The following is a 26272-nucleotide window of genomic DNA, read 5'->3' on the forward strand; positions in this document are numbered from 1 at the left end:
AGTAGCGGTGATTGTGATGCCTAGGTCCTGGTCAGTGAGAGCCTCAAGACCTTGACGGACGCGAACGACCGTCCATCCGAGAGCGATCAGGTGCGCGGTCTTCTCGCTGTCACGCGTTTGACTGGTTCGGTGGTACAGGTGCCCGTCGAACTCGACGGCAAGGTGCCATTCGGGGACTGCAATGTCGACCTGACGCCACCGGCTTCCTTCAGGAAGTCGCAGGTCGTGCACGACGGGGCACCCGGCTGCGCGGAGTTCATGAAATAGTTCGATTTCAAACCGAGACGTGCCTTGCGGAATGCATTTGGGGCAGCGTGTGTTCTGGCCAGTCCGCATTGCCGGGGAGGTCTGCCATTCATGACCTCGCGGGCACTGCCACCATATGGATCGTTTGGACACTGCGGGAAGAATGTCGGTTGGGGCGAGGCCCCCGTTACGGGTCGGGTGCCATTCAGCGGCGACATCGGGGCGGACGTCGGCAAGGCTTCTCCCCGGGGGAGGATTGCGGAAGCCGAATCGTGCCCGACTTGCGCATTGCGGGCATCCCCGTGGGTTGACCGATTTGTTCCGGTTGGAGACGTACGCTTCCCATTCATGTGCGCACTCGGGGCAGGTCCACCAAGCTTTCGCGTTCCAACAGGCGGGTATGTCAGCTGGCGTCATGTCCCCGTTCTTAACCGGGTGCCATTGTGCTGCCAAGGCGGGGTTGTCCAGCGCGAGGTTCGGGCGGCGGGCTCGTGGGTCTGCCATGGCGACACCGTAGAGCATGGGTACGACATCTGGCATTTCGCGCTTCTCGGCGGCGACGCAGAGGATTACCTCGACGTCGCGACCGAGCGGCGGAGATCGACCTGAACGAGAATGCATACAAGGCTAGGGGGGTTCCTCGGGCACAGTAGGCAAACACGAACCCTGTTATGACGGATCATGCTGGGGTTTTGGTGGGCGTTCCATATCGCCATGCCCGGCGAGCGGCCAGATGCGGCTCGCGTCGCCCCCGCCGGCACCTATGTCGCGAGTGGAGGGCCTGGCCGTTTCGCCCACCAAGCACCGGCCCGGCCACCCTCAATCGTCGCCGCGGTTCAATGCCGCGAACAGCAGGATCGCAATGAGGAACAGTGCGGCGGCGATGGCGAGACCTACGCCGAGCATGACGGGCACCCACAGGGTCCCGCGAGCGCCCGGTTGCCACGTCTTCACGGAGAACAGCAGGCTGAACGTGCCGATCACCATCAACAGCAGCAGCAATCCGACGTCCAGGAACGACGCGAACCCGGTGAACGCAGGACGGAGCAGCGTTTCGGCTGAATCGGGGATGAGGAACGCGTAGATGCCAGTCGGGACCGGCAGATGCGTGAAGACGGGCGTGACCTTCCAGGTAACTGCGAACCAGTGTCCGAAGGTCGGGTCGAGCACGGCAGCGGTCGCTACCATGGAGCCCGCGACACCGACACCGGCGGCAAGGTCGGCGCTTTTGCCTTGGGTGGCACCGGCATTGACCGCAGCGGCGACCGGCAGGCACACGATGCGGCCGATCTGCCCGAACAGTGCCGTGAACAGACCGGCGGCTACCAGAAACACCGCGACGACGGCGATAACGCGGCCGATGAACCCGAACACGGGGGCGACGAGGGCGACAATCCATTCGATGCCCGCGACCAGACCTGCCCAGGCCACAGCGAAGGCGTGCGCGATGAGGGCGAGAAGCCCGTCAAGCCAACCTGCGGCGAGCACACCGGCGACCACCGCTACAGCAGCTACGACGAGAAGCGCACCGATCCAGCGTCGGCCTTGCGTCAGCGCGAGGATGAGTCTGACGAGGATCCTCCCGATGTAGACGACAGCGGCGATGGCGGCGACGACCATGACGGCGACAAGGATCCACAAGAGGATCCGCGTCACCCATGGTGCGATCCAGGCGATGAAGTCCATGACGTACCCGGCGATACGCCACGCCGCCCACAGGAGCCAGCCGATCCAGGCGGCGATGGGGATACCGATGAGCCCGAGCAGGCCGGCGAGGACGGTGATCTGGATCGGTCGCGGGCTGCGTGCACGGGCGGAGCGGATGAGCGCCGCGATCCACATCAGCGGCAGCGCGAACAGCGCGAGCTGGAGACACAGGCGGCCGGTGCCGCTGTAGGAAGCGATCGTCAGGGCGTCCGCCCACTGCCCGGCAGTTTCCCGAAGGAACGCGAGCGAACGGTCCACGTAGGTCGGCCCGCTATCGATGCGGGCAATGATCACAAGCAGGTTCGGGATCGAGGCCATGGCGTACAAGGCACCAGCAAGGACGTAGACCACGCCGAGCACGACGAGGATCCGCACTGGCGGAAGATCGAAGAAGGGCCGGGCGGACGGGTTTGGCATGGACATCGGGCACTCCTGGCTCCCGCGCGGCGGGGTGGAGGGGCGGGGTGCAGCGGAGTGGGACGCTGTACATGGACCGTATAGGCCATGCACTTGAGTCAGTGTCCACCAGCGACTGATGTCGGGCAGATCGGTCACGCACCGCGCGGATTCATCCGTTCGAAGGACCACCGTCGCACATCGTGTCGCACCATGTTGAGAAGCACTGCTGCCGTTGGGGCACGCGACTACCGATAGCTGCACGGCCGTTTGCGCGCCCCTCAGCTGCAACAGCGCGGTCACGTCATCTGGAGGTTCTCTACCACGTCCTCTCCGCCCCGGCCGCAAACCCAGTTCAGTGGCGGTGAAGGTTACGAACCCACACGCGCTCGCCAGACGGCCCTGACATGCTGTGACCAGGCCCGATTCAAGAAGATCTCCTGTTATCGACCTCAGTACTGAGGTCCGCCTCAGGCTGCAAGGCGCGTGGGTTCGGCTCCTGCCCGGGTCATGTCACAGACCCATACGCCCCTGAACTGGCGAACACGACTCTTCTTTCCTTGTCCAGGCGACGTACGACAGGGACGGCAACGAGCTCAACGCCGAGACGATCTCCGCGTGAACACCCCGCTCCTCCCCCGGCCACGACCGCCACCAGACCCTTCCGAACCTCCGTGGTCTGTAGGTAGCATCGCTTCCGGCCAGACCACCGGTACGGCCCTACTACTCCAACTGGCAGAGAGAGCGGACTCAAAACCCGCACAGTCTGGGTTCGAATCCCAGGTAGGGCACCCTACGTTTACTGCGTTTCCGTAGGTGGCCGTTGGGGACCCGTTCTCCTTGCGGCGCTGCCATGCTTACGGTATGAACGCCCCCCTCGCCCTGCGTCTCTCCCGGAAGCGACGCCGCGATCTCTGCGGGTTCCCCTCGTATCTTCCGAGCAGCCCCGACCAGTTCATGAGTGACCTGCCGCTCCTTCGCGAAACGCTCGAAGGGCCGGAGGCACGCCTCATCGAGGGCAGCTGGTACGCCGGCCGCGCCACCACCAAGTGGCATCTCAAGTCACGCCATCCCATTGTCTATGTGATGTATTTCGAAGTCAACACTCGCTGGTGCTGCCGTAGCGTGCTTGCCGAGTCGCGTCGGCCCATCCTCTTCGGGATCCCGTTCCCGCAGGTTCCGATCGAGCGCTCGCACGACGCGGACGATCTCCTGAGGCGCGAGCCCTTCGGTCTGCGACCTCGCTTCACTGGCTGGTTGCCGCAACCGATCGAGCGATTGCGGGGCTGGCTCTCGGCCGCCGAGGAGTACCTGTCTCAGGAGCGTCAGATTTTGGCGGACCTAAGTGAATGGGCCGCAGAAGCCGCACTGCTCGATTATCGGAAGCCTTCGCATGCGGACCGCATCGCGAGAGCGGTCCCCGCGCAGCGCCGCGCGATGGAGCGGTTGAACGAGGCCGGCGATGCGTATGCGCCAGTGCTCGAAGACATCGAGGACGCCCGGTGCGGGGCGCCCGCCTCTCTAGCCGACCCCTCGGAGCGGCTGCTGCGGTGGGCGAACCAACGCGTCTGGCTGGTCGTCAACGACGGACACCGAATTCACGTCTACCATGTGGACGCGTTGCCGGACCGCCCGATACCGAAGTACTGGGACGCTTCGGAAGTGGACTACATGGGGGACGCTCACCAGCTCGTGCACCTGCCTGACCTAGGCCGGCGGCACCTGACGACCGAAGCGAGCGGGGAGACCCTCGAAGTGGTCTGGGACCGGGCCTCCGTCGAGCACTGCGATCGGGAGCTCGCCGAACTCTGGAAGGATCTCGACGCGGAGCACGATCTGCCGAGCGGCTTCGCCTCTCTCTGGAAGGCGTTCTACGGGTATGACTTCGAAGTCGCCTACGGCTGGAACGGCCGCGGAACGCGCTCTTCAGGAATCGAGCCGCAGCCGACGAGCCATGTGTGGTATGGAAGCGGAGGCGTCGGCGGCGGCGGGGATGCCGGTGGCTGCGGCGGCGTATGAGCCCTCAGCCCTCTGCGCCGGGGCGGCTCGGCGCAGCCCAAAGCGCGAGGTCGACTTGGAAGCCCAGTCGTCCGATCATCGCGGCCGTGGCCGCAGGCGGTTCGGCCCCGACCGGTGCGGTCGGATCGTCATCGGGGCGGTGGTGGATGAACCGGCCCCCGATGCGCTCGCAGAAGTCGGCGTACTCGTTGGTGTACAAGAGGAACGTGTGCCAACCGAGGTCGACCTCCGCCGAGGGCGCGAGCGGCCGGGGCGCGTTCGCGCACGCGGCGACGAACGCCAGCGCCTGGTCCATGATTCGCGCGGCAGTGCGTTCGTCCCGACCGTAGTCGAGCACGATCCTGCGGCACAGCCGCTCGAACAGTGCCGGATCGATGAGCTCCCGGCCGGTCTGCGGGGGCGTCGTTTCAGGAACATCTCGGCCTCCTCATGCTCCCCTCAACCGTAACGTGGGCGACTGGTTCGCTCCTCGGGATTGTCGTCCGGTCAGGACCTGTCAAGCGGAGCTGCTATTCGGTCACGTAGCTTGCGTACGTTGGGCTTTCGGAGCAGTGAGGGCGACGAGCCCGGCGCCCAGGAGCGCGGCGATGAGGGACCCGGCGAGCACGCCGATCTTCGCCTCGGCAGTCAGCAGCTCGGTGCCTTCACCGCGGAAGGCGAGCTCGGTGATGAACAGCGCCACCGTGAACCCGATCCCGGCGACCGCCGCGATGCCGACCAGCAGCGGCCAGCTCGTGCCGGTCGGCAGGCGGCCCGCGCCCGTCTTCACCGCGATCCACGTCGCGAGCGTGATGCCGACCGTCTTGCCCAGCACGAGCCCGAGGACGATGCCGAGGGTGACCGCCGACGTCGCGGCCGTGGCGAGCAGGTCGCCTGAGAGCACCACCCCGGCGTTGGCGAGCGCGAACAGCGGGAGCACCACGAACGAGGAGAACGGGTGGTTGGCCGCCTGGAGCCGGTCGGTCGGCGCGAGCGCGTCGCGGCGCAACCGCACGACCTGCTCGGTCTCCTCTGCCGTGAGCCCTTCCTTGGCCAGCTCCTGGGCCCGGGCGTGCGCGGCGGCCGGATCGAACAGGGGCTTGGCGGCGATGATCAGGCCCATGATGACGCCCGCGATGGTGGCGTGGACACCGGATTCGAGCATCGCCAACCACAGCGCGGTGCCGACGACGAGGTAGACCGGCGCGGACCAGACGTTGAGCAGGCGCAGCCCGATCGCGATCACCAGGATGACCCCGGCCGCGGCGAGCCAGCCCATCGAGACCTCCTCGGTGTAGAACACAGCGATCACCGCGATCGCGCCCAGGTCGTCCACAATTGCGAGCGTAAGGAGGAACACCCTTGCCGCCGCGGGGATCCGGGATCCGAACAGGGCGAGAACACCGACGGCGAACGCGATGTCGGTGGCCATCGGGACACCCCAGCCGCCGGCGCCCGCGCCGCCGGCGTTGAACGCCGCGTAGATGATCGCGGGGACGGCCATGCCGCCGATCGCGCCCGCGATCGGGGCGACCGCGTTGCGGAGGCTCCGCAGTTCACCGGAGACGATCTCGCTCTTGATCTCCATGCCCACCACGAAGAAGAAGATCGCCATGAGCCCGTCGTTGATCCAGTCGCGCAGCGAGTGGTACAGCTCGAAACCGCCGATGTGCAGGCTGATGTCCAGGCCCCACAACCACTCGTACGAGGCGGCCCACGGCGAGTTCGCCCAGACCATCGCGATGACCGCGCACGCCAGCAGCACGATCCCCGAAGCGGGCTCGATATGGAGGAACGCGGCGGCCGGGCGCCCGACGAAACGGGCGAGCGGCTTGCTGGAATAGAGGAACGCCGGGCGCGAACGCCACAACGGCGAGGTCCAGGGCTCTTTCGTGGACTGCACGGGCAGGAACTCCGATCAGAGGGCAGGATCATTTCCCGCCGACCAGACTTCCCGGCACACCAGGCCACACCCTACCCCAGACGCATCGCCGCCCCGACACCGTCGGTTACCGGTGGTATCGCGTGGGATTACTCCATCGCGCTGCGCATCAGCGGCATCGGCAGAAGCGCTTGGCCCCGAGCCGGTAGCGGGCCCGCTCGGGCGGGGGTTCTTGTGTCAATCCGAATTACAGTTTATGCTGAAATTCATGGCACATGATGTAAGTAGTGAATCGTCTTTGAAGCAGCCCTCCGAGGGTGATGCGCCCTCGCATGATGAGCTGCTCGACTGGGTTGAGCGGGTCGCGATGTTCCTCGCGAACGACGGAGTGCCGCCAATCGCGGGACGGGTGCTCGGCTGGCTGATGGTCTGCGAGCCCGCCGAGCAGTCGGCCGGCCAGATCAGCGAGGCGATCGGGGCCAGCCGGGCATCACTGACGACGAACATGCGCGTGCTGATGACCGTCGGATTCATCGAGCGGCGGACGCGGCCGGGCGAACGCACGGGCTACTACCGACTCAGGGACGGCGCTTGGGAAACGGTGGTGCGCCGCCAGATCGCCTCACTCGTGTCATTCCGCGAGGTCGCCGCCGACGGCCTGACACTACTGGGCACTGAAAGCACACGCGCCGACCGCGTGCGCGAAGCGCAGAACGTTTTCGACTGGATGGCCGAGGTCTTCGAACAAGCCCCGCCACCTGAGCGCAAGGGAGACAAGCGATGAGCGGTTCGGCAATTGTCGTTGGAGCGGGCATCGGCGGGCTGGCCGCTGCGATCGGCCTGCGCCGCATCGGCTGGGACGTGACCGTGCTGGAGCGCTCGCCCGAAGTGGGCGAGATCGGGGCCGGGATGTCGCAGGCGCCCAACGCCCTGCGCGCGTTGGACGCGCTCGGTGTCGGTGACCGGGCGCGTGCAGCGGGGACGCCGTTCTTCGCCACGACCAACCTCCGCGACCCCTCAGGCGGTCATCTGATGCGCGCCCCCTCGGGGGGCCCGCATCCGCTGCTGGGCTTCCATCGCGCGGACCTGCATGGCGTACTCCGCGATGCCGTTCCGCCGGAGTCGATCCGGACAGGAATGAAAGTGACCGGCTTCGCGCAGAACGCGGAGCAGGCCGAAGTCCAGACCGAGTCCGAGACGTTCAGCGCCGACCTGGTCGTCGCCGCTGACGGCGTCCACAGCACCGCCCGCAGACTCCTGTGGCCGGACACGCCCGATCCCGCGTTCTGGAACTACACCGTCTGGCGCGGCATCGCCGACCTCGACCTGGCCGCGAATGAGGGATGCATGACCCTCGGCGCGGACCGGTACTTCTTGACGATGCCGCTGACCCGGAGCCGGGTCTACTGGGCGCTCGGCGCCCAGGCGGAGGCCCCCCGTGTCCGGTATCCGGACGAGCGGGAAGCGGTCCGCGAGCGGGTCGCCGACTGGCATGGCCTGGTCCACGGACTCCTGGACGCGACGCCGGTCGATCGGGTGCTGCACCACGACATCACCGATCTCGACCATGCCCCCTTGCCGACTTTCGTGAACGGCCGCATCGCGTTGCTGGGCGATGCGGCGCATCCGATGAGTCCGGATCTGGGTCAGGGTGCGGGCATGGCGATCGAGGACGCCGTCGTACTGGCCGCGGCCCTCGCCGAGACCCGCGATGCGGTAACGGCGCTCGCGCGATATGACCGGGAACGGCGACCGCGCGCGCAGTGGGTAGCGAAAGCCGCCCATAAGAACGGCCACGACGCGCTCATGGGCAGCGCGCTGAACCGGCGCCTTCTGTCACTGACGTTGCGGCTCATGACGCCGGCGGTGTTCGCCAAGGTCTCTGCGCAGGCGCTCGATCGCCTCTGGGGTTGGCAGCCTCCCGCCCTGCCCGGCCGCTAACACCGGACCTTCGTAAATCCATATGTTTTCTTGACGCTTCCCCTCGGCGGCATATCCAAGCGCGCCGACTGCATCTAGCTGGTGGTTTACGTCATCACGGTTCGCGCGTCAGGGAAAAGGCGGCCGAGCATAATCAGCGCTTGTGAGACGAGCTCTGCGACATCCGGCGCGACTGGTGCCCCTGGCCTTCCTGGCGTTCATCCTCGCTGGGGCGGGACTGCTCATGCTGCCGGTGTCCACCGAGACCCCGGAGGCCGCGCCGCCGTTGACGGCGCTGTTCACGTCGGTGTCGGCGGTGTGCGTGACCGGGCTGGTCGTCGTCGACACCTCGACCTACTGGTCCGGATTCGGCGAAGCCGTCATCACGGTGCTCATCCAAGTCGGCGGTTTCGGCATCATCACGGCCGCGACCTTGTTGGGAATTCTGACCGTGGGGCGGATGCGGTTGAGCAACCGCCTGCTGGCGGCGAGCGAGAACCAGGCGTTGAGCCTGGGCGACATCGGCGCGGTCGTGCGGCGAGTCGCAGTGATCACCGTGTCCGTCGAGGCGGTCGTGGCATTGGCGTTGTTCCTGCGGTTCCGCTACTACTACGACTTCCCGGTCGGGAAGGCGCTGTGGTACGGGGTCTTCCACTCGGTCTCCTCGTTCAACAACGCCGGGTTCGGCCTCGAGGCCGACAGCCTCATGCAGTGGGTGACCGATCCGTTCGTGACGGCCCCGGTGACCGCGGCATTGATCATCGGCGGCATCGGATTTCCCGTGATCGTGGAAGTGCTGCGCAAATCCCGCCTGACGCGCGCGATGCGCGGCGACCGGCGCCGCCGACCCATCCCGGGCTGGTCGGTGCACACCAAACTGACGATGGTGACCACCGGGGTCCTCTTGGCCGTGGGCTTCGCCGCCTACGCGGTCTTCGAGTGGACCAACCCGGCCACGCTCGGGCCGATGAACGTCGGCGAGAAGCTCTGGGCGGCGTTCGTCGCGGGCGCCATGCCCCGCACGGCGGGCTTCAACAACCTCCCGATGGCCGACCTGACACATGAGACGTGGATGGTCACCGACGCACTGATGTTCATCGGCGGCGGCTCCTCCAGCACCGCCGGCGGCATCAAGGTCACCACATTCGTGCTGCTGGCGGTGGTCATCTGGTCGGAGATCCGGGGCGAACCCGACGTCGCGGTGTTCGGCCGCAAGATCCCCGGTTCGACACAGCGCCAGGCACTGACCGTGGCACTCTTGGGCGTCGCGATCGTCGCGGTCGGGACCGCGCTGGTCATGATCGAGACCGAGTTCTCCTTGGATCAGGTGCTGTTCGAGTCGATCTCGGCGTTCGCGACCGTGGGCCTGTCGACCGGCATCACCGCCGCGCTGCCGCCGTTCAGCCAACTGGTGATGATCGTTCTCATGTTCGCCGGCAGGGTCGGCATCGTCTCGCTCGCGACCGCGCTCGCGCTGCGCAGTCGGCACCGTCTCTACTCCTTCCCCGAGGAGCGCCCGCTGGTCGGCTAGGCGTCGGACCCATGCGCTCGCGTGACCGCACCCACACTCCATGAATGATTTCTTGACGGTTCTGTAAGTTCAATATTTACTGAACTTATTGTACTTGCGGAACTTCGTGAGTGCGGTTCCCCGGAAGGAGCACGTCATGGAACTGGTCACCGAGTTCTTCGAATGGGCCTGGCCCCGCCACCTCAACCCCATCAGCTGGTACATCCGCCCGCTGTTCTTCATCCCCATCGCGCTCTTCGCCTGGCGCCGCCAAGGCTGGTGGATGAGCCTCTCGATAGTCGCAATGCTCTCGAGCTTCTTCTGGTTCCCGGAACCGGCCGAAGTGGACCCGGCCGCACAGGCCATCCTCGACATGGAGGCCGAGCTGTTCGCCCAGCCCAGCTGGCAGACCGTGATCAGCCTCGGCACTATCCCGATCTTCCTCGGCGGCCTCGTGTGGGCCTTCTGGCGCCACTCGATCGGGATCGGCTTGTGGGTCGTCAACGTCGGCGTCGCCTACAAGGCCGCCTGGGTGTGGGTCAACACCGACTTCGCCGGCTTCATGCACGTCGTCCCGATCTACGCCATCGCCCTCCTGGTCATCAACGCCCTCACCATAGGTTTCGCCAAGTGGCGCAAGATCCCGCTCTACCCGGATCGGAACGTCGAGAAGCAGGCGGCCGAGGCTTGAAGCGCCCGAGCGGGGTGAACCCGCAAGCCGGTTCACCCCGCTTTTCACGTTCACCGATGAAGGAAGGGATACTGAACCCATGTCCGACCCCGACCAAGCGGCCACCGGCGCCGACCCCCAGACACTCGCGTTCGTCGAGGACTTCGCACTCGCCATGGAACGCCTCGGGCTGGTCCGCATGACCGGCCGTGTCATGGCCTGGCTCCTGGTGTGCGACCCACCCGCTCAGACGTTCGGGCAGATCGCCGAGGCCCTCCAGGCATCCAAAGGTTCAATTTCCACCGCATTGAAATTTCTGACCACCGCAGGGTGGGTCGGCAAGACCTCCAAACCGGGAGTGCGCGGCGACTTCTACACCATCCGATCCGGCGCGATGGCCGACCTGATCAAGCAGCAGAGCGGCCAGTACGCGGTCTTCACCCAGGTGACTGCCCGCGGCCTCGCCCTGTTCGAGGACGCACCGCCCGAGCGGAGCGAGCGCCTGCGCGACATGCACGAGTTCTTCTCCTGGCTCGCCAAGGAGCTCCCCGCGCTCATGGACCGCTGGGAGACCGAGCGAGCCTGAGCGACTGAGTCTCTGTGTCCTCTAGGGGCGGAAGCGGTAGCCCATGCCCGGCTCGGTCAGGAAGTGCACCGGCCTGGGAGGATTGGCTTCCAGTTTGCGGCGGAGCTGGGCCATGTACTGGCGCAGATAGTGGGTCTCGGTGTCGTACTTCGGACCCCAGACCCGGTGGAGCAGTTCGTGCTGACTGACGAGCTTCCCCGGATTGCGCAGCAGGATCTGCAGGATCTGCCACTCGGTGCGGGTCAGGTGGATCTCCTCCCCTTCACGGTCGACCCTCTTTGCGGCGATATCGACAGTGGCCGAACCGATCACCGTGATCGGCGATTCGTTGCCAGGGCCCACGCGTCGCGTCGCGGCGCGTACACGCGCGAGGAGTTCGCCGATGTCGAACGGTTTCGTCACGTAGTCGTCCGCGCCCGCGTCCAGGGCGGCGATCTTCTCGGCGCTGGCCGCGCGGCCCGACAGGATGAAGATCGGCGTCTTGGACCAGACGCGCACGCCCTCGACCACCTCCCGACCGTCCATATCGGGCAGTCCGAGGTCGAGCAGGATGAGATCCGGTTTGACCTCCGCGCCCTTGCGCAGTGCTTCGGTGCCGGTATCGGCAGTGGCCACCTCGTAGCCGTGGGCGGTCAGGTTGATGCGCAGCGCCCGGAGGATCTGCGGCTCGTCGTCGACTACCAGCACCCTGATCATTTGTCCCCGCTCTCGTTCTCGCGGTGGTCCTCGAGTCGTAGCAGCGCCAGCACCATCGTCAGGCCTCCGCCGGGGGTCGCCTCGGGCAGGAGTGTGCCGCCCATGGCCTCGGCCAGGCCCCGCGAGAGCGCGAGTCCTAGTCCGACTCCGGTCGTGTTGTCGCGGTCGCCGAGTCGCTGGAACGGGCGGAACATCGTCTCGTGGTCCTCGTCGGGGACGCCCGGGCCCCGGTCGATCACCCGCAGTTCCACCGTTCGCCCATGCGCGCCCGCCACCAGCTGCGGCGGCTGGTCCTCCGGACTGAACCGCAGGGCGTTGGCGATGACGTTCACCAGGATCCGCTGCAAGAGGCCCGGATCGGCCGCTACTTCGGGCAGGTCCACGGGGATGTTGAGCCGCACGTCAGCAGCCTGCTCGCCCAGTTCGTCCAAGGCGGTCGGCACTGCTTCGTCGAGTGCGATCGGCACCGAGTTCGCACCGAGCACGCCCGCCTGGAGGCGACTCATGTCCAGCAGGTTGTCCACCAGGCTCGTCAGCTGCGCCAGTGACTGCTCGGCAGAGTCCAGTAGCTCCTGCCGCTCTGCGGGTGTGAACAGATTCTCGCTGGCTTTCAGGCTGGAGACCGCGACACGCACCGACGCGAGTGGCGTCCTGAGATCGTGCGAGACCGCTGCCAGCAGCGCGGTCCGCAGCTTGTCCGCGTCCGTCAGCCGCTGCACCGCCTTGGCCTGATGCTCCAGACGCTCGCGCTCCAGCGCGGCGGCCGCATGCATGGCGAACGCCTGCGCGATTCGCCGGTCCGCCGCCTCGAGCATGTGCCCCTGCAGCGCGAGCGCGAGATCGTCGTTGATGGGGATGTCGTTGTCCGCGTCGCCGGGATTCGCGCGCGCCTCTCCAGCGCACGCGACCGGCCGCCAGGACTTGGCCTCGTGCCGCTCGTCGGGTCCCGCGCCCGGCTCGGTCCGCTCCAGCAGCGTCACCGAGTCCAGGCCGAACGTCTCCCGCAGTTGTTCAAGGAGGTCGTCGAGGCGGTTGCCGCCGCGGAGCACGTTCCCGGCGAGGGTGGCGAGGGTCTGCGCCTCCGCACTGGCCCGCGCCGCCAGGCGTGCCCGCGCGGCCGACAGGTTCACGACCGCAGCCCCGCCGAGCGCCAGCGCGACGAAGATGAACAGGGCGATCAGCTGCTCCTGGTCGTTGACCTTGAACGTGTAGTACGGGACGGTGAAGAAGAAGTTCAGCAGGAAGAACCCCAGCAGCGCGGCCAAGAGGGCGGGCCACATGCCGCCGGCGAGGGTCAGCCCCATGACGGCGGTGAGGACGATGAGGATCATCGTGGTCAACGAGAGTTCTTCGTGGAATGGGGTCAGGGCCGCCACGAGCGCTGGAATGCCGACGACCGCGAGGAGCATGCCGAGGCGGCGTCGGCCGGTGCCGATGAGTCCGCGGCCCGGGCGCGAACGCCGGACATTCGCCACATGCTCGTGCGTGACCAGGTGGACGTCGATCGGGCCCGACTTCGCCGTCGTGGTCACGCCGACGCCGCGGGAGATCGCCTGCGCGAAGCGCCCGCGCCGGGAGGCCCCGAGTACGAGCTGCGTCGCGTTCACCCCGCGCGCGAACTCCAGCAGCGCTTCAGGGATCGCATCGCCCACCACCTGGTGGTAGGAGCCTCCGAGGTCTTCGACGAGGTTCCGCTGCTGGGCGAGGTTGCGGGCGGCGCGGGCGCTGGTAAGCCCGTCGCCCGAAGCGATGTACACCGCTCTGAGGTCCGCACCGCCTGAGCGGGCGGCGATGCGGGCGGCGCGGCGAATGAGGGTGTCGCCCTCGTCGCCGCCCGACAGCGCGACGACGACGCGCTCTTTGGACTCCCACATGTCGGTGATGTCCTGGTCGGTCCGGTACTGCTCCAGCTGATCCTCGACCTTGTCGGCCAACCACAGCAGCGCGATCTCGCGCAGGGCCGTCAGGTTGCCGACGCGGAAGTAGTTCGACAACGCCGCGTCCACTTTCTCCGGCGGGTAGATATTGCCGTGAACCATGCGCCGGCGCAGTGCCTCGGGGGTGATGTCGGCGAGTTCGACCTGTTCGGCGCGGCGCACGACCTCGTCCGGGACGGTCTCGCGTTGCGGCACACCGGTGATGGCGGCGACGACGTCGTTGAGGGATTCGAGGTGCTGGACGTTGACCGTCGAGATGACGTCGATGCCGGCTTCGAGGAGTTCGTCGATGTCCTGCCAGCGCTTCTCGTGGCGTGAGCCGGGCACGTTGGTGTGCGCGAGCTCGTCGACGAGCGCCACTGCCGGGGCACGGGCAATGACGGCGTCGACGTCGAACTCCTCGAAGGACGAACCGCGGTACTCGATCGTCCGCCGCGGAATCACCTCGAGGTCGCCGATCAGCTCGGCGGTCGAGGGCCGCCCGTGGGTCTCGACGAAGCCGATGACGACGTCGGTCCCGCGGGCGGCACGGCGGTGGGCCTCTTCGAGCGCGGCGAAGGTCTTCCCGACGCCGGGTGCGGCCCCGAGATAGATCCGGAGTTGTCCACGTGTCGTAGCCACAGTGCTGATGAATCCTCTCGGGGCCGGTGTGGTCCCTGTTCTTTCAGTTAAGCGGAAATTGTTCGTCGAGTGCGAGGTTGAGCTCGACGACGTTCACCGCGGGCTCGCCCATGAAGCCGAGGAACCGGCCGGTGGTGCTGTCCTCGACCAACGCTTCGATGTCTTCGGCGCTCGCGTCCCGCTCGGCGGCGATCCGCTCGACCTGCAGTTCCGCGTACTCGGGGCTGATGTGCGGGTCCAAGCCCGAACCCGAGGCGGTCACCGCGTCGGCCGGGACGGCCGGCTCGGCCGGGGCGTCTCCTTCGATCGGAGTGATGACCGCAGCGGCGTAGGAGGTGCCGTACTCGGCGCATTCGACCTGCACGCCTTCGTACTCGTGGAGGAACGGCGCCTCGGTCGTGCCGCAGGCTTCGTTGAGGCTCACCACGCGGGTCACCTCACCCGAGGTGCCTTCGGAGTAGAAGACGCCGAGGACTGCGCCGACCGCGCTTGCGCCCGAGGGCGCGCAGTACGGCCGCGAGCCGTCGACGCCTTCGCGCTCCCCGATGGCGAACGACCGCTCGCAGACCTTCGTGAGCAGGCTCTTCGATGCGTTCGCGTCGCCGTCCCAGCCGAGGGCGGGGTCGGGCAGGGTGTCCACGACGTTTTCGGGCCCGATGTTCGAGGCGCCAGAAACGAGCGGGTCGTAGTCACCGGTCTCGCCGGCGGCCATGGACGGGCGCGACTGGAAGTAATCCAGGATCGCGTTCCCCTCCTCATCGGTGTAGGACTGCCCGATGAGGGAGGAGCCGATCACATTGCCGTCGGCGTCGTAGAGGAGCGACCCGTCGGCCTTGTCGTTCAGGCCGGGGATCTGGGCGACCGCGAGGACCGCCAGCGGATACATGATTCCAGTAAGGACGGTGAACACCAGGACGGTCCGAAGGGCGGCCAGGTGTTGCGTGATCCAGCGAGGTAGACGTGCCATTTATGCCATCCCTGGGATGAGCGCGACCGCGAGGTCGATGAGTTTGATGCCGATGAACGGGGTGATGATGCCGCCGAGGCCGTAGACCAGGAGGTTGCGGCGCAGGAGCGCCGAGGCTGCCCCGGGCTTGTAGGCGACGCCTTTGAGCGCCAGCGGGACGAGCGCGATGATAATGAGCGCGTTGAAGATCACCGCCGAGACGATCGCCGATTCCGGGCTGGCGAGGCGCATGATGTTGAGCGCGTCGAGCCCGGGGTAGATCACGGCGAAGATCGCCGGGATGATCGCGAAGTACTTCGCGATGTCGTTGGCGATCGAGAAGGTCGTCAGCGCGCCGCGCGTCATGAGGAGCTGCTTGCCAATGGCGACGATCTCGATGAGTTTCGTCGGGTCGGAGTCGAGGTCGACCATGTTCCCGGCCTCTTTGGCCGCCGAGGTCCCGGTGTTCATCGCGACCCCGACGTCGGCCGCCGCGAGCGCGGGGGCGTCGTTGGTGCCGTCGCCGGTCATGGCGACCATGCGCCCGGACTCCTGCTCGCGCTTGATGAGCGCCATCTTGTCCTCGGGTTTGGCCTCGGCGAGGAAGTCGTCCACGCCCGCCTCGGCCGCGATGGCCTTGGCGGTACGCGGGTTGTCGCCGGTGACCATGACCGTGCGGATACCCATGGCGCGCAGCCTCGCGAAGCGTTCGGCCATGCCCTCCTTGACCACGTCCTTGAGATAGACGACCCCGAGGACTTCGGCGGGGAACCCTTCGTGCCGTTCGGCGACTACGAGCGGTGTCCCGCCCTCGCGGGAGACCTGGTCGACGAGGTCCTCGATGCGCGGATTCGGGTCACCGTCGTTGTTCCTGACCCAATCGATGACGGAGGAGGCAGCGCCCTTCCGGATCTGCGTGCCGTCGACGTCGACGCCGCTCATGCGGGTCTGGGCGGTGAACTCGATCCACTCGGCGCCGGCGAGCTCGCCGGTGTCCCGTTCCCGAAGCCCGTAACCCTCCTTGGCGTACACCACGATCGAGCGGCCCTCCGGCGTCTCGTCGGCCAAGCTCGACAACTGCGCGGCGTCGGCCAGATGCGAGCCGGCGATGCCGGGGACGGCCAGGAACGCGGAAGCGCGGCGGTTGCCGTACGTGATGGTGCCGGTCTTGTCGAGCAATAGCGTGTCGACATCGCCGGAGGCCTCGACGGCCCGGCCGGACATGGCGAGCACGTTGCGCTGCACGAGCCGGTCCATCCCGGCGATGCCGATCGCGCTCAGGAGCGCGCCAATCGTGGTGGGGATCAGGCACACCAGTAGCGATATCAGGACGATTCCCGTAACGCCATCCTCGTTGAGGACGGCAGAGTTCGGGGCGGCGACCATGTAGTCCTTGGAGAAGATCGCCACGGGCTGCATGGTGACCACGGCCAGCAAGAAGATGAGCGTCATCGCCGAGAGCAGGATGTTCAACGCGATCTCGTTCGGCGTCTTGCGCCGCTCAGCACCTTCGACCAGTGCGATCATCCGGTCCAGGAAGGACTTCCCGGGTTCGGCAGTGACTCTGATGACGATCCAGTCCGAGAGGACCTTCGTGCCGCCCATGACCGCCGAGCGATCGCCGCCCGATTCGCGGATGACCGGAGCGGACTCGCCGGTGATCGCCGACTCATCCACGCTGGCGATGCCCGTGACGACGTCGCCGTCCCCCGGAATCGTCTCACCGGCGACCACCAAGACCAGGTCGCCTCGGTGCAATTCGGTGGCGGGCACGTCGACTGTGGCGACGTCGGGGGAGTCGATCTGATGGTCCTGCACTTGCAGTCTTCGGGCGACGGTGTCAGTCTTGGCCTTGCGGAGGCTGTCGGCCTGGGCCTTGCCGCGGCCTTCGGCGATCGCCTCGGCAGCGTTCGCGAACAGGACCGTCAGCCACAGCCACACGGTGATGGTCCAGGCGAACACGCCCGGGTCGACGATCGCCAGCACCGTGGTGAACGCGGCGCCGATCTCGACGATGAGCATGACCGGGTTGCGCCACATCAGGCGCGGATCGAGCTTGCGGAACGCGGCCGGGGCGGACTTGACCCACTGTTTCGGATCGAGCAGGCCGTTGGGGGCCTGTGCCTTCTTACGCGGCGCCACGGTCTTGAATGGCTTGGTTGCCATTGATGACATTGCGACGACTCCTATTGCAGGCCTTCGGCCAGCGGGCCGAGGGCGAGGACGGGCAGGAACGTGAGCGCGACGAGGACGAGGGTCACGCCGACGACCATGCCGACGAACAAGGGCTTGTGGGTGGGAAAGGTGCCCGATGTGGCCGGGACGGGCTTCTGCTTCGCGAACGATCCGGCGAGGGCGAGCACCAGGATGATCGGCAGGAACCGGCCGAACACCATGCACAGACCCAGCGCGGTGTTGAACCAGGGCGTATTCGCCCCGAAGCCTGCGAACGCGGACCCGTTGTTGTTCGAGGCCGACGCGAAGGCGTACAGCATCTCGGAGAGCCCGTGCGGGCCCGCCTCCTGCATGGACTCGAGGTTTTCCGGGACCGCGATGGAGGCGGCCACCCCTGCCAGGAGCAGTACCGGCGTCACCAGGAAGTACAGACTCGCGAGCTTGATCTCGCGGGCGCCGATCTTCTTGCCCAGGTATTCCGGCGTGCGTCCGACCATGAGGCCGGCGATGAACACCGTGATCACGGCGAGGACGAGCATCCCGTAGAGGCCCGCGCCGACGCCGCCGGGAGCGACCTCGCCGAGCATCATGTTGAGGATGAGGACGCCGCCGCCGAACGCGGTGTAGGAGTCGTGGAACGAGTTCACCGAACCGGTGGAGGTCAATGTGGTCGCGGCCGCGAACAGCCCGGAGTCGGGAACGCCGAAGCGGACTTCCTTGCCTTCCATCGCTGCGGACACGGCCTGCGGCACGGTGCCGTTCGCCAGGTTCTCGAAACCGACGACTAGGTTCACCGAGACAATCGCCAGGACGCCCATGACCGCTGCGATGGCGTAGCCCTGCCGGTTGTCGCCGACCAGGCGCCCGAACGTGCGCGGCAGCGAGAACGGGATCACCAGCAGCAGGTAAACGATGAGGAAGTTCGTCCAGCTGGTGGGGTTCTCGAACGGATGCGCCGCATTGGCGTTGAAGTACCCGCCGCCGTTGGTGCCCAGGTCCTTGATGGCTTCCTGGCTGGCGACGAGCCCGCCGGTGAGCGACTGCGTGTCCCCGGCCGCGGTGGTCGCGGAGGTGACGTCGGTGAGGTTCTGGACTACACCACCGGCGATGAGCACGATCGCGGCGACGAAGCTGATCGGCAGCAGCACCCAAAGGACGATCCGCGTCAGGTCGACCCAAAAGTTCCCGAGCTTGTCCGTGGCCTTCCGGGCGAACCCGCGCACCAGGACCACCGCGACGGCGATGCCCACCGCGGCCGACACGAAGTTCTGCACCGCCAGGCCCGCGGCCTGGATCAGGATCCCCATGGTCGCTTCGCCGGAGTAGGCCTGCCAGTTGGTGTTCGTGGTGAAACTGACCGCGGTGTTCCAGGCCAGGCCCGGCTCAACCCCGGGGAACCCGTTGTCGAGCGGCAGCCAGTGCTGGAGGCGCTGGAACAGGTAGAGCAAGACGATACTGACGGCCGAGAACGCCAGGACGCTGCGCGCGTACCCGGCCCAGTTCTGCTCGATGCCGGGCCGCGCGCCGATGACGCGGTAGATCCCGCGCTCGACCTTCCGGTGGTGCTCGCGAGTGGCGACCCGGTACATGTAATCGCCGAGCGGCTTGTAGGTTGCGGCGAGGGCCGCGATCATCGCGGCGATGAAGATGACGCCCGCGGTGGTCTCGCTCATCAGAACTTCTCCGGCTTCAGCAGGGCGTACACCAGGTAGGCGCCGACGAGCACGGCGAGGACGAGACCGATGGCGTTGACGGCGCTCACAGCTTCTCCACCGCCTTCACGATGAGACCCAGGACGACGAAACAAACCACCGTCAGGGCGAGATATGCGAGATCGGGCATCGAATCCTTCACTTTTCAAGCAGGGGGCGCGGCCGTTGCCGCGTCGCCGACTCGGGGGATGGAGGTCGGCGAATCCGAGTGAACGCCCGCACGCTTCGATTGCCTAGAGTGTTTGACGGCGTCCATACGAGCCGAGGTGAATCCTTACGCGGTCTTGACGCCCTGCCTGCTGAAACACGGTACGACCCGGGCGGCTCCGGCGACGCACACGATCGCGAAGATGATGGCGAACGGCACGAACAGGCCCTACTTGCTCACCTCGTCGGCCCACGCGCGGGCCGCTCGTCACCGAGGAACCGCGACTGCGCACAGCCTCGAGCCGAGCCGCGTCATCCGCTGGCTCTTGACCGGCTCCAGCCAACACGACGCACTTCTGGCGGGCTTCCGGCGCCCCTCAGCGCAGACGGGCGCGGTATTCAGCGAGTTCCAGGCGGTCGAGGCGCGGCACCGCGGTGATCTCGGCGGTGAGGACTTCCTCGCGGGTCTCCCCCGCGGTCAGGTGGATCGTCCGCCGGAACACGGCTCTGTCCAGGTCGACGACCGTGTGCGGGCCGATCTGCCGATGCGGCACCGCGACGCGCACCACCAGTTCGTGCTCGCCGGGCTGGAGCTGCAGCCACATCCGGGTCCAACTCGCCCGCACCGCCTTGCCGTCGACGAACACCTCGGGAGCGGGGACCCATGGCCTGCAGCCCGGTGCTTCGGGTTCGCCGATGCGAATCGCCCGCCACCGCTGCATCACGCTCAGCTTCCCGCCTCCTGCGAGCGCCGCCAGCACCTCCGGTGGATACGCGTCGATCATGAATCGCAGGTGGAGCCCGAGCCCGGCCCATCCCGGTGCGGGTGCGATCCGTTCGGGCGCATCGGCATCGAGGATGCGGAGTCCCTGCGGGTCCCGATCCGCAGGCGCATCGGCCACCATGACCCTGCGCAGTCGCGCCTGCTTCGCCAGTGATCCGGCGATGACGGCGACGCCCACGCCGAGTCCGACCGCGATGGCGCCGATGACGGCCGTGTTGCCGATGGCGGACGAGAACCCGGACGGGTTCGCGAGCGCCGCCGCGGTCGCACCGCCCATGAGCGCCATGCCGCCCAGGACGATCAGGAAGTACCAGCCGGTGCTACCCGGACCGCGTCGCCGCTCGCGGAACCGCGTGAGGTCGTAGGCCTGGTTGCCGGCCTCGTAGTGGCGGTGGGCGCTGGCGCCGATGACGCTCGTGTAGTCGAGGTCGATCCGTTGGCCTCGTTCGAGGTTCACGGTCTTGTAGCAGCGTGAATGGCTGCTGGTGACCGCGATCAGGTGCTCGCCCGGCGGCAGCGTGAGCTTGGTCGTCCCCCAGCCCCATGAGGCCGGAACGCCGTCGACGCTCACGAGCGGGACCAATGGCCGTGAGACTTGGAGCGAGGGGTTCCATTCACGTGAGTGCTGGTTCCCCCAGGCGGTGCGGACCACCACCATGGCGTTGGCGGCATCGGTGTCACTCGGTGACAGGTCGATCCGGCGCCCGGCCTGGACCGCCACGGCCGCATCGGGATGCGGCCGGGCGGCCCAGGCGCGGAACGGCGGGAAGGTCTTGAACGCGGTGAAGCGTCGCGTCCCCGGCAGCACCGGCCAGCAAACGAGCAGCGCGATGGCGAGCAGTCCGAAGACCCACCCAATGAGGTCGTCAGTGCTCATGCGCTACCGGTCTCCCTTGGTCCAATCGTTCAGCCCCAGTCGGGGGCGTCGTCGTCGGCCCACCCGGGGGCCTCGATCGTGGGGATGAAGTCGAGGTTGCCCGGGTCGAGGCCGGTCTCCGCCCGCGGGTCGTTCTTACCGTCGACGCTGCCGTCCTGGGCCATGTCATTGACGTTGAGCCCGGTGTTGTAGACGCCCTGGCCGCCCATGAACAGGTGAGCGAAACCGGGGGCGACGTGCTTGCCGCCCGAGGGCGCCATCGCGTTCCGCAGCCCCAACTGAGCGAGCCCTTGCGCCATGTTGAACGCGGTGGGGCCGACCAGCTCGAGGGGGTTGACCACGTTGCCCTGGGTGGCGAGGACGGTCCAGGAGAGGCCCATGCCCGCCCCGATCCCGGCGGCGAGCCCCTTGCCCAGCACCGTGAGCGCGGTGTCGAGGGCCTTCAGGATGGTGAGACCGGTGGCGGCGACGGTCATCGCCGCCGCCCGGACCGCCTGGGCGGCGGCCGCGGTGAGCGGGAACGCCTGGAGCGGCCAGTACACCAGCGCCATGGCCATGAGGATCATCGCGAGGGCCGTGTAAGCGGTGACCATGACCGCCAGCAGGGCGGCGATGGAGAACAGGCCGATGCCGACCTCGATCGCGAAGGTGGCGATGGTCCACAGCTGGGTCTGGACTTTTCCGGCCTGGTCGATGAAGGCCTGGCAGTCGTCCCCGTCCCAGGATTCGGCGTCCATCGCGTCGATCTCGTCCTGAAGGGCCTGGGCGGCGGTGATGTACTTCTCGGCGAGCTGGAACCAGTAGGCGCCGACCATCATGATCTGGCCGGGGTTGCACTGGTTCATGTAGATGATGCGGGCGATCTGCGTGCAGCAGGGGCCGAAGGTGAAGGCGGGCAGGACGATCTCGACCGCCGCGGCCGGGGCCATGACGGCGAAGGTGTCCATCATGCCCTGGAAGGACTCGGGTTCGGGTGCACCGATTGACATCGAGCGGTTCCTTACGGTTCAGAGGGATGCGGTGGTCACTTGAAGTCGGCGGCGCCCGCCGCGTCGGCGTCCTCCCAGGCGGTGGCGCAGCCTTCGAGGTTGTCGTTCATGGTCTGGAAGCACTCGGCGGCGCCCTGGACCATCTCGTTCATGTAGCTCACGGCCGTGGTGTAGACCATGGCGAGCGAGGGGTCGACGGACGTGTACAGCGCCTGGTCGATGCCGCGCAGGTTCGGCAGGAGCTCGTTGGCCTCCTCCAGGGTGGGGGTGACGTTGCTCTTGATGTTGGTGCCCAGTTGGCGGATGGTCTCGGGGTCTACTTTCGGCATGTCGTCCTCACTGTCCTCGAAGCCGGCGGATCTGTTCATCGTGGTCTTGGCGCAGGAACGCCGCCTGACCGATCGATTTGCGCGCAAATGCCCGGGCCTCGGCGGGCATGCCGTCGACCTGGTCCATGGTCAACGGGAGCCCCATGGCGTCGATGCCCGCACGCTGACGCTCCGCCAGGTCCTGGGCGGCGCGCGCGGTGGTCTCGTTGATCTCCCGGGCCAGGGCGTCCGGGCCGAGCTCGCGGGCGTGGATGCCGAGCAGGAGGCGGGCGATCGGGTATTCGCCGTCGGACTCGACCGTCACGTCACCTTCGGGACTGGTGGCAGTGCCGATGGACTCGTCGAGCGCGGCCTCGGGTGCCCGGCCTCCCTGTGCGCCTTGGAATCGTTCAAGCATCGCGATCGCCATGTCGAGGTTGCCGATCGGGTATTCGGAGCTGAGCGCTGACCGCGACTGGACCCGCGGGTCCTCAGGGGGCAGATCGTCGTCGGCGCCGAACCGGGCCCGATTGCGCTCGATGACGGCGTTCAATCCGTTCTCCCGCAGGCCGTCGCGCAGGTCCTTGAGTTCAGCCAACGCATCGACGGCCGAACCTGGGAGCGAGTCCGCGGCGGACCGCGACGCGTCGGCGGCGTCCCGCGCGGTGTACGTGATGAGTTCGGCCAGATCGCGTGCGGGCATCCGCACGGCCTCCGTGGCGAGTCGGACGATCGGGGTCGGACTGCCGCCGTCCACGACGGTGACGTTGCCGCATCCGCTGGTGTAAGCGGGTGGTGCGGGGTCGATGTCGGTCATCGATGCTCCAGGTTTCGTTCGACGGTGGATAGGGCGGTCGGGCAGCGGCGGGCGAGGAGTGCGCCGCCGCCAAGAGCGCGAGCCCCCGAAGACGCCGTTTTGACCAGGCCCTGCTGCGCGGGGACGGTGAAGGCGAATTTGATGATGAGCAGGCTGACCGTGATCCGCAGCCGGATTGCGGTCGTTTCGGGTGCCGGGTCACCGGTCGTCCTTTCGGGTGAAGCGAGCCAGAGGGGCGTCGGGGTCAGCGAGCATGAGGGCTACGAGCGTGGTGACCGCTGCGGGCTGTTCGTCGGCGGCGAGGTGTCCGGCGTCGTCGATGACGTACAGGTCGACGCCGAGCTTGTCCCGGACCGCGGGTCCCAGGCGCGCGCGGGGCAGGAACCGGTCGTGGGCGCCGGTCGCGACGATCAGCGGTGCGCCGCGATGCCGAAGCAGGACTTCTTCCGGCAGCGGCGGCGGCGCGAGCGTGGACCGGCAATGAGCCGCGACCAGATGCAGCCAATGGGCGATCGCCTCCGGCGGTGAGGTTCCCGGCGCGGTGAAACCTTCCAGCATCGCCTCGGTCCGTTCGAGGGTCGGGGCGAGCAGCCACCACAGCGAGGGCACCATCATGCGCAGGTCCACGTGCAGGGGGACGACACCTGCCGGAGCGAGAAGCACTCGCCCGGTGATCCGGTCGGAATCGCACGACAACAGGACCGAGCCGCCCAGCGAGTGGCCCACAGCGGTCACTGGTTCGGCGTCGATCGCGTCAAGGACCGCGGTGAGCTTGCGCCCGTACCATTCCCGATGCGCCGCGCGGGGGCGCTCGCCGCTGCTCAGGCCCGGTTGACCGGGAAGGTCGACGAGAATGACGCCCCAGCGGCGCGCGAGGGACTCGGCGATGGTGAGGCTGCTGGCGGCGTTGAAGTTCGTGCCCGGTACGAACAAGACCCGGGCGGGTCCGACGCCGACGTGGGTCAGATGCACCTGGGCGTCACCGACATCGACCGTTTCGCGACGGTGCGGCACCTCCCAGGCGTCGAGCCGGGACCGGCACCACCGTGCGACGACTTCGCGGTCGGCCTTCGATTTGTAGAGGGTGCGCAAGCGGGCTCCGATCGTAGGGCAGTGGAAAACCACGCCGACCAGACTTCCCGGCACACCAGCCCCGACCCTACCGCAGTACAACAATTCACCAAACGGACCGTCTTTGGCCATGCACCTCAGCTAGCAGTTCAACTTTTCAATCATTATTGAAATTTCTGACCGAGCAGCGTACTGTCGGGATGATCCGCCGAAAGGAGACGCCATGAGCGGCGAACGCACCGGCCGTCACGATTACGCCGACGAGATCGGCCTCTACTTCGAGAACTACGGCCTCCCCCGCATCCCCGGGCGCATCCTCGGCTGGCTCCTGGTCTGCGAACCGCCGCACCAGACGGCCGAAGAGCTCGCCGAGGAACTGGACATCAGCCGCGGCTCGGTGAGCATGGCGATGAAGATGCTGGCGGCCAACAAGGCCGTCGTGCGCCACGCCGTCCCCGGTTCACGGCGCACCCACTGGCGGCTGCGCCCCGGCTTCTGGCTCGACGAGGCCGCTGAGAAGGCCAAGCAGGCTCGCGAGTGGATCAAGCAGACCGACCGCGGGCTCGACCTCCTGGCCGACGCGCCTCCCGAGTCCCGTCAGCGCCTCGAGGAGGCCAAGGAGATGTACACCTTCCTCGCCGAGCAGTACGAACGCATCGAAACCCTCTGGCACGAACAGCGAAAGCAGTGACCCCGTTGAGCCACGTCATCGACATCGAAGGCCTCACCTTCACCTACCCCAAGTCCCCCGAACCGGCCGTGCGCGGCATCGACTTCACCGTCGACGCCGGCGAGGTCTTCGGCTTCCTCGGCCCCTCCGGCGCCGGCAAGTCCACCACGCAGAAGATCCTCACCGGGCTCCTCACCGGCCACGGCGGCTCGGTCGCGGTGTGGGGCAAGGACCCCGCCGTCTGGAAATCGGAGTACTACGAGCGGATCGGGGTCTCCTTCGAGCTGCCCAACCACTACCTCAAGCTCACCGGCTTGGAGAACCTCCAGTTCTTCGCCTCGCTGTATAAGGGCCCCAACGAGGACCCCATGGCGCTGCTCGAGCGGGTCGGGCTCGCCGACGCCGCCCACACCCGCGTCGCCAAGTACTCCAAGGGCATGCAGATGCGCCTGGTGTTCATCCGCGCCCTCCTGCACCGCCCGCAACTGCTGTTCCTGGACGAACCGACCTCCGGCATGGACCCCGCCAACGCCCGCATCGTCAAGGACATCGTGGGCGAACTGCGCGACGAGGGCCGCACCGTCTTCCTCACCACTCACGACATGACCACCGCCGACCAACTTTGCGACCGGGTCGCGTTCGTCGTCGACGGGCGCATCGCCGCCTTGGCCTCCCCCACCGAGCACAAACTCTCCCGCAGTCGGCGCCAAGTCACCGTCACCTACCGCGCCAGCGACTCAGACGACCTGGCCACCAAGGACTTCCCGCTCGACGGACTCGGCGGCGACGAGGCGTTCCGCTCGCTGCTGAACGACGCCGCGATCGAATCCGTGCACTCCCAGGAGGCCGACCTGGAGGACGTCTTCATTGACGTCACCGGACGGAAGCTGTCATGACCGGCGTCCTCACCCAGGCCCTGCGGCTCGAGGTGCGCCTGCAATGGCGGTACGGGTTCCTGTACGCGGCGGCGTTCTCGGCGCTCCTCTGGGAGGTCGTCGTCTACCTCATCCCCGGGCAGCTCAAAGCCGCCTCGATGACCTACATCATCTTCGGCGACCTGGCCCTGGTCGGGTTCTTCTTCATCGCCGGGGCCGTGTTCTTCGAACGCGGCGAGCGCACACTCTTCGCACTCCTGGTCTCCCCCTTGCGCTTCCGCGCCTACTACACCGCGAAGCTCACCGCGCTCGCCGCGCTGAGCCTGCTCCTGTCGCTGATCATCGCGTTCTCAGGCGTCGGCCTCGACTTCGAGCCGTTCTCGTTCACGGCCGGCGTGGTGCTGTGCGCACTGCTGTTCCTGACGTGCAGTTTCATCTCCGCGACGCCGTTCACTTCGATCAGCGAGTGGATCATCCCGTCCACACTGGTGCTCGCGGTCCTCAATGTCCCGCTCATCAACTACTCGGGCCTGTGGGAACACCCGATCACCTACCTCATCCCGACCCAGGGGGTGCTGCTGCTGATGGGCCACTCGTTCGGCCGGGTCGACCTGGCCGCCTGGCAGTGGCTCTACGCCCTCGCGTACCCGGTCGCCGTGCTCGCCGCGCTCGGTCTCCTCTCTCGCAAGATGTTCGACCGGCACATCGCCGCCAGCGAAGGCGGTGAGTGAC

Annotated in this window: 24 protein-coding genes, 1 tRNA gene and 1 pseudogene; 11 read left to right on the forward strand and 15 right to left on the reverse strand. The window is 67.2% G+C overall.

What is annotated here, in order from left to right; translation table 11 throughout:
- Positions 1-51: 51 nt before the first annotated feature.
- Complete coding sequence (locus QWI33_RS16790; RefSeq protein ID WP_289958290.1) at positions 52-267, forward strand: hypothetical protein; 216 nt, start codon at positions 52-54, stop codon at positions 265-267.
- Positions 268-312: 45 nt separating this feature from the next.
- On the opposite strand, the pseudogene QWI33_RS29420 reads toward QWI33_RS16790, so the two are convergent.
- Positions 313-867, reverse strand: a pseudogene (locus QWI33_RS29420) (zinc-ribbon domain-containing protein); the annotation flags it as partial.
- A 198-nt stretch (positions 868-1065) separates the two neighbouring features.
- Positions 1066-2376, reverse strand: a complete 1311-nt coding sequence (locus QWI33_RS16795) for a hypothetical protein (RefSeq protein ID WP_289958291.1) — start codon at positions 2374-2376, stop codon at positions 1066-1068.
- Between the two features lie 690 nt (positions 2377-3066).
- Here QWI33_RS16795 and QWI33_RS16800 point away from each other — a divergent pair.
- Together QWI33_RS16800 and QWI33_RS16805 are read left to right on the forward strand one after the other, a co-directional pair.
- Positions 3067-3140, forward strand: a tRNA-Leu gene (locus tag QWI33_RS16800).
- Positions 3141-3213: 73 nt separating this feature from the next.
- The gene (locus tag QWI33_RS16805) at positions 3214-4368 is read left to right on the forward strand and encodes a hypothetical protein (RefSeq protein ID WP_289958292.1); all 1155 of its coding nucleotides are present in this window, start codon (positions 3214-3216) and stop codon (positions 4366-4368) included.
- A 4-nt stretch (positions 4369-4372) separates the two neighbouring features.
- Here the strand turns inward: QWI33_RS16805 and QWI33_RS16810 are convergent, their stop codons facing one another.
- Together QWI33_RS16810 and nhaA are read right to left on the reverse strand one after the other, a co-directional pair.
- Complete coding sequence (locus tag QWI33_RS16810) at positions 4373-4705, reverse strand: glycine-rich domain-containing protein (protein WP_289958293.1); 333 nt, start codon at positions 4703-4705, stop codon at positions 4373-4375.
- Positions 4706-4885: 180 nt separating this feature from the next.
- A complete protein-coding gene (nhaA, locus tag QWI33_RS16815; RefSeq protein WP_289958294.1) occupies positions 4886-6250 on the reverse strand; it encodes a Na+/H+ antiporter NhaA in 1365 nt (454 codons plus the stop codon).
- Between the two features lie 235 nt (positions 6251-6485).
- Here nhaA and QWI33_RS16820 point away from each other — a divergent pair, with 235 nt between their 5' ends.
- From QWI33_RS16820 to QWI33_RS16840, 5 genes are all read left to right on the forward strand, one after another.
- The gene (locus QWI33_RS16820) at positions 6486-7013 is read left to right on the forward strand and encodes a GbsR/MarR family transcriptional regulator (RefSeq protein WP_289958295.1); all 528 of its coding nucleotides are present in this window, start codon (positions 6486-6488) and stop codon (positions 7011-7013) included.
- On the forward strand, positions 7010-8170 hold the full coding sequence (locus QWI33_RS16825; RefSeq protein ID WP_289958296.1) for an FAD-dependent monooxygenase: 1161 nt from the start codon (positions 7010-7012) through the stop codon (positions 8168-8170). Before QWI33_RS16820 ends, QWI33_RS16825 begins: the two co-directional genes overlap by 4 nt.
- Before the next feature lie 142 nt (positions 8171-8312).
- Complete coding sequence (locus QWI33_RS16830; protein WP_289958297.1) at positions 8313-9680, forward strand: TrkH family potassium uptake protein; 1368 nt, start codon at positions 8313-8315, stop codon at positions 9678-9680.
- Between the two features lie 136 nt (positions 9681-9816).
- Entirely contained in the window at positions 9817-10350 is a 534-nt protein-coding gene (locus QWI33_RS16835; RefSeq protein WP_289958298.1) for a hypothetical protein, read from the forward strand.
- Positions 10351-10429: 79 nt separating this feature from the next.
- A complete protein-coding gene (locus QWI33_RS16840; protein ID WP_289958299.1) occupies positions 10430-10915 on the forward strand; it encodes a GbsR/MarR family transcriptional regulator in 486 nt (161 codons plus the stop codon).
- Between the two features lie 21 nt (positions 10916-10936).
- On the opposite strand, the gene QWI33_RS16845 is transcribed toward QWI33_RS16840, so the two are convergent.
- The 11 genes from QWI33_RS16845 to QWI33_RS16895 form a co-directional block, all read right to left on the reverse strand.
- Positions 10937-11611 (reverse strand): response regulator, encoded by a 675-nt coding sequence (locus QWI33_RS16845; RefSeq protein ID WP_353895479.1) that lies wholly within the window; start codon positions 11609-11611, stop codon positions 10937-10939.
- Positions 11608-14169, reverse strand: a complete 2562-nt coding sequence (locus QWI33_RS16850; protein ID WP_289958301.1) for a sensor histidine kinase — start codon at positions 14167-14169, stop codon at positions 11608-11610. Before QWI33_RS16850 ends, QWI33_RS16845 begins: the two co-directional genes overlap by 4 nt.
- A gap of 43 nt (positions 14170-14212) precedes the next feature.
- On the reverse strand, positions 14213-15136 hold the full coding sequence (locus tag QWI33_RS16855) for a potassium-transporting ATPase subunit C (protein WP_289958302.1): 924 nt from the start codon (positions 15134-15136) through the stop codon (positions 14213-14215).
- A complete protein-coding gene (gene kdpB / locus QWI33_RS16860) occupies positions 15137-17281 on the reverse strand; it encodes a potassium-transporting ATPase subunit KdpB (protein WP_289958303.1) in 2145 nt (714 codons plus the stop codon).
- A 20-nt stretch (positions 17282-17301) separates the two neighbouring features.
- On the reverse strand, positions 17302-18963 hold the full coding sequence (gene kdpA, locus QWI33_RS16865) for a potassium-transporting ATPase subunit KdpA (RefSeq protein WP_289958304.1): 1662 nt from the start codon (positions 18961-18963) through the stop codon (positions 17302-17304).
- On the reverse strand, positions 18963-19052 hold the full coding sequence (gene kdpF, locus QWI33_RS16870; protein ID WP_289958305.1) for a K(+)-transporting ATPase subunit F: 90 nt from the start codon (positions 19050-19052) through the stop codon (positions 18963-18965). The genes kdpA and kdpF overlap by 1 nt, the downstream gene beginning before the upstream one ends.
- Positions 19053-19526: 474 nt before the next feature.
- Complete coding sequence (locus QWI33_RS16875; RefSeq protein WP_289958306.1) at positions 19527-20810, reverse strand: hypothetical protein; 1284 nt, start codon at positions 20808-20810, stop codon at positions 19527-19529.
- Positions 20811-20839: 29 nt separating this feature from the next.
- Entirely contained in the window at positions 20840-21799 is a 960-nt protein-coding gene (locus QWI33_RS16880) for a hypothetical protein (protein ID WP_289958307.1), read from the reverse strand.
- Between the two features lie 35 nt (positions 21800-21834).
- Positions 21835-22128 (reverse strand): hypothetical protein, encoded by a 294-nt coding sequence (locus QWI33_RS16885; RefSeq protein ID WP_270110192.1) that lies wholly within the window; start codon positions 22126-22128, stop codon positions 21835-21837.
- 7 nt (positions 22129-22135) lie between these two features.
- Entirely contained in the window at positions 22136-22924 is a 789-nt protein-coding gene (locus QWI33_RS16890) for a hypothetical protein (protein ID WP_289958308.1), read from the reverse strand.
- Between the two features lie 198 nt (positions 22925-23122).
- Positions 23123-24016, reverse strand: a complete 894-nt coding sequence (locus tag QWI33_RS16895) for an alpha/beta fold hydrolase (protein WP_289958309.1) — start codon at positions 24014-24016, stop codon at positions 23123-23125.
- 202 nt (positions 24017-24218) lie between these two features.
- On the opposite strand from QWI33_RS16895, the gene QWI33_RS16900 reads away from it, so the two are divergent.
- From QWI33_RS16900 to QWI33_RS16910, 3 genes are read left to right on the forward strand one after another with little or no spacing between them, the layout of a single operon-like run.
- On the forward strand, positions 24219-24686 hold the full coding sequence (locus QWI33_RS16900) for a GbsR/MarR family transcriptional regulator (RefSeq protein WP_289958310.1): 468 nt from the start codon (positions 24219-24221) through the stop codon (positions 24684-24686).
- 5 nt (positions 24687-24691) lie between these two features.
- Complete coding sequence (locus QWI33_RS16905) at positions 24692-25561, forward strand: ABC transporter ATP-binding protein (protein WP_289959008.1); 870 nt, start codon at positions 24692-24694, stop codon at positions 25559-25561.
- Positions 25558-26271 carry a fluoroquinolone export ABC transporter permease subunit gene (locus tag QWI33_RS16910; protein ID WP_289958312.1) on the forward strand — a complete coding sequence of 238 codons (714 nt, stop codon included), beginning with the start codon at positions 25558-25560 and terminating at the stop codon, positions 26269-26271. The genes QWI33_RS16905 and QWI33_RS16910 overlap by 4 nt, the downstream gene beginning before the upstream one ends.
- The last annotated feature ends 1 nt before the right edge of the window (position 26272 follow it).

Source organism: Glycomyces tritici, from assembly GCF_030403505.1.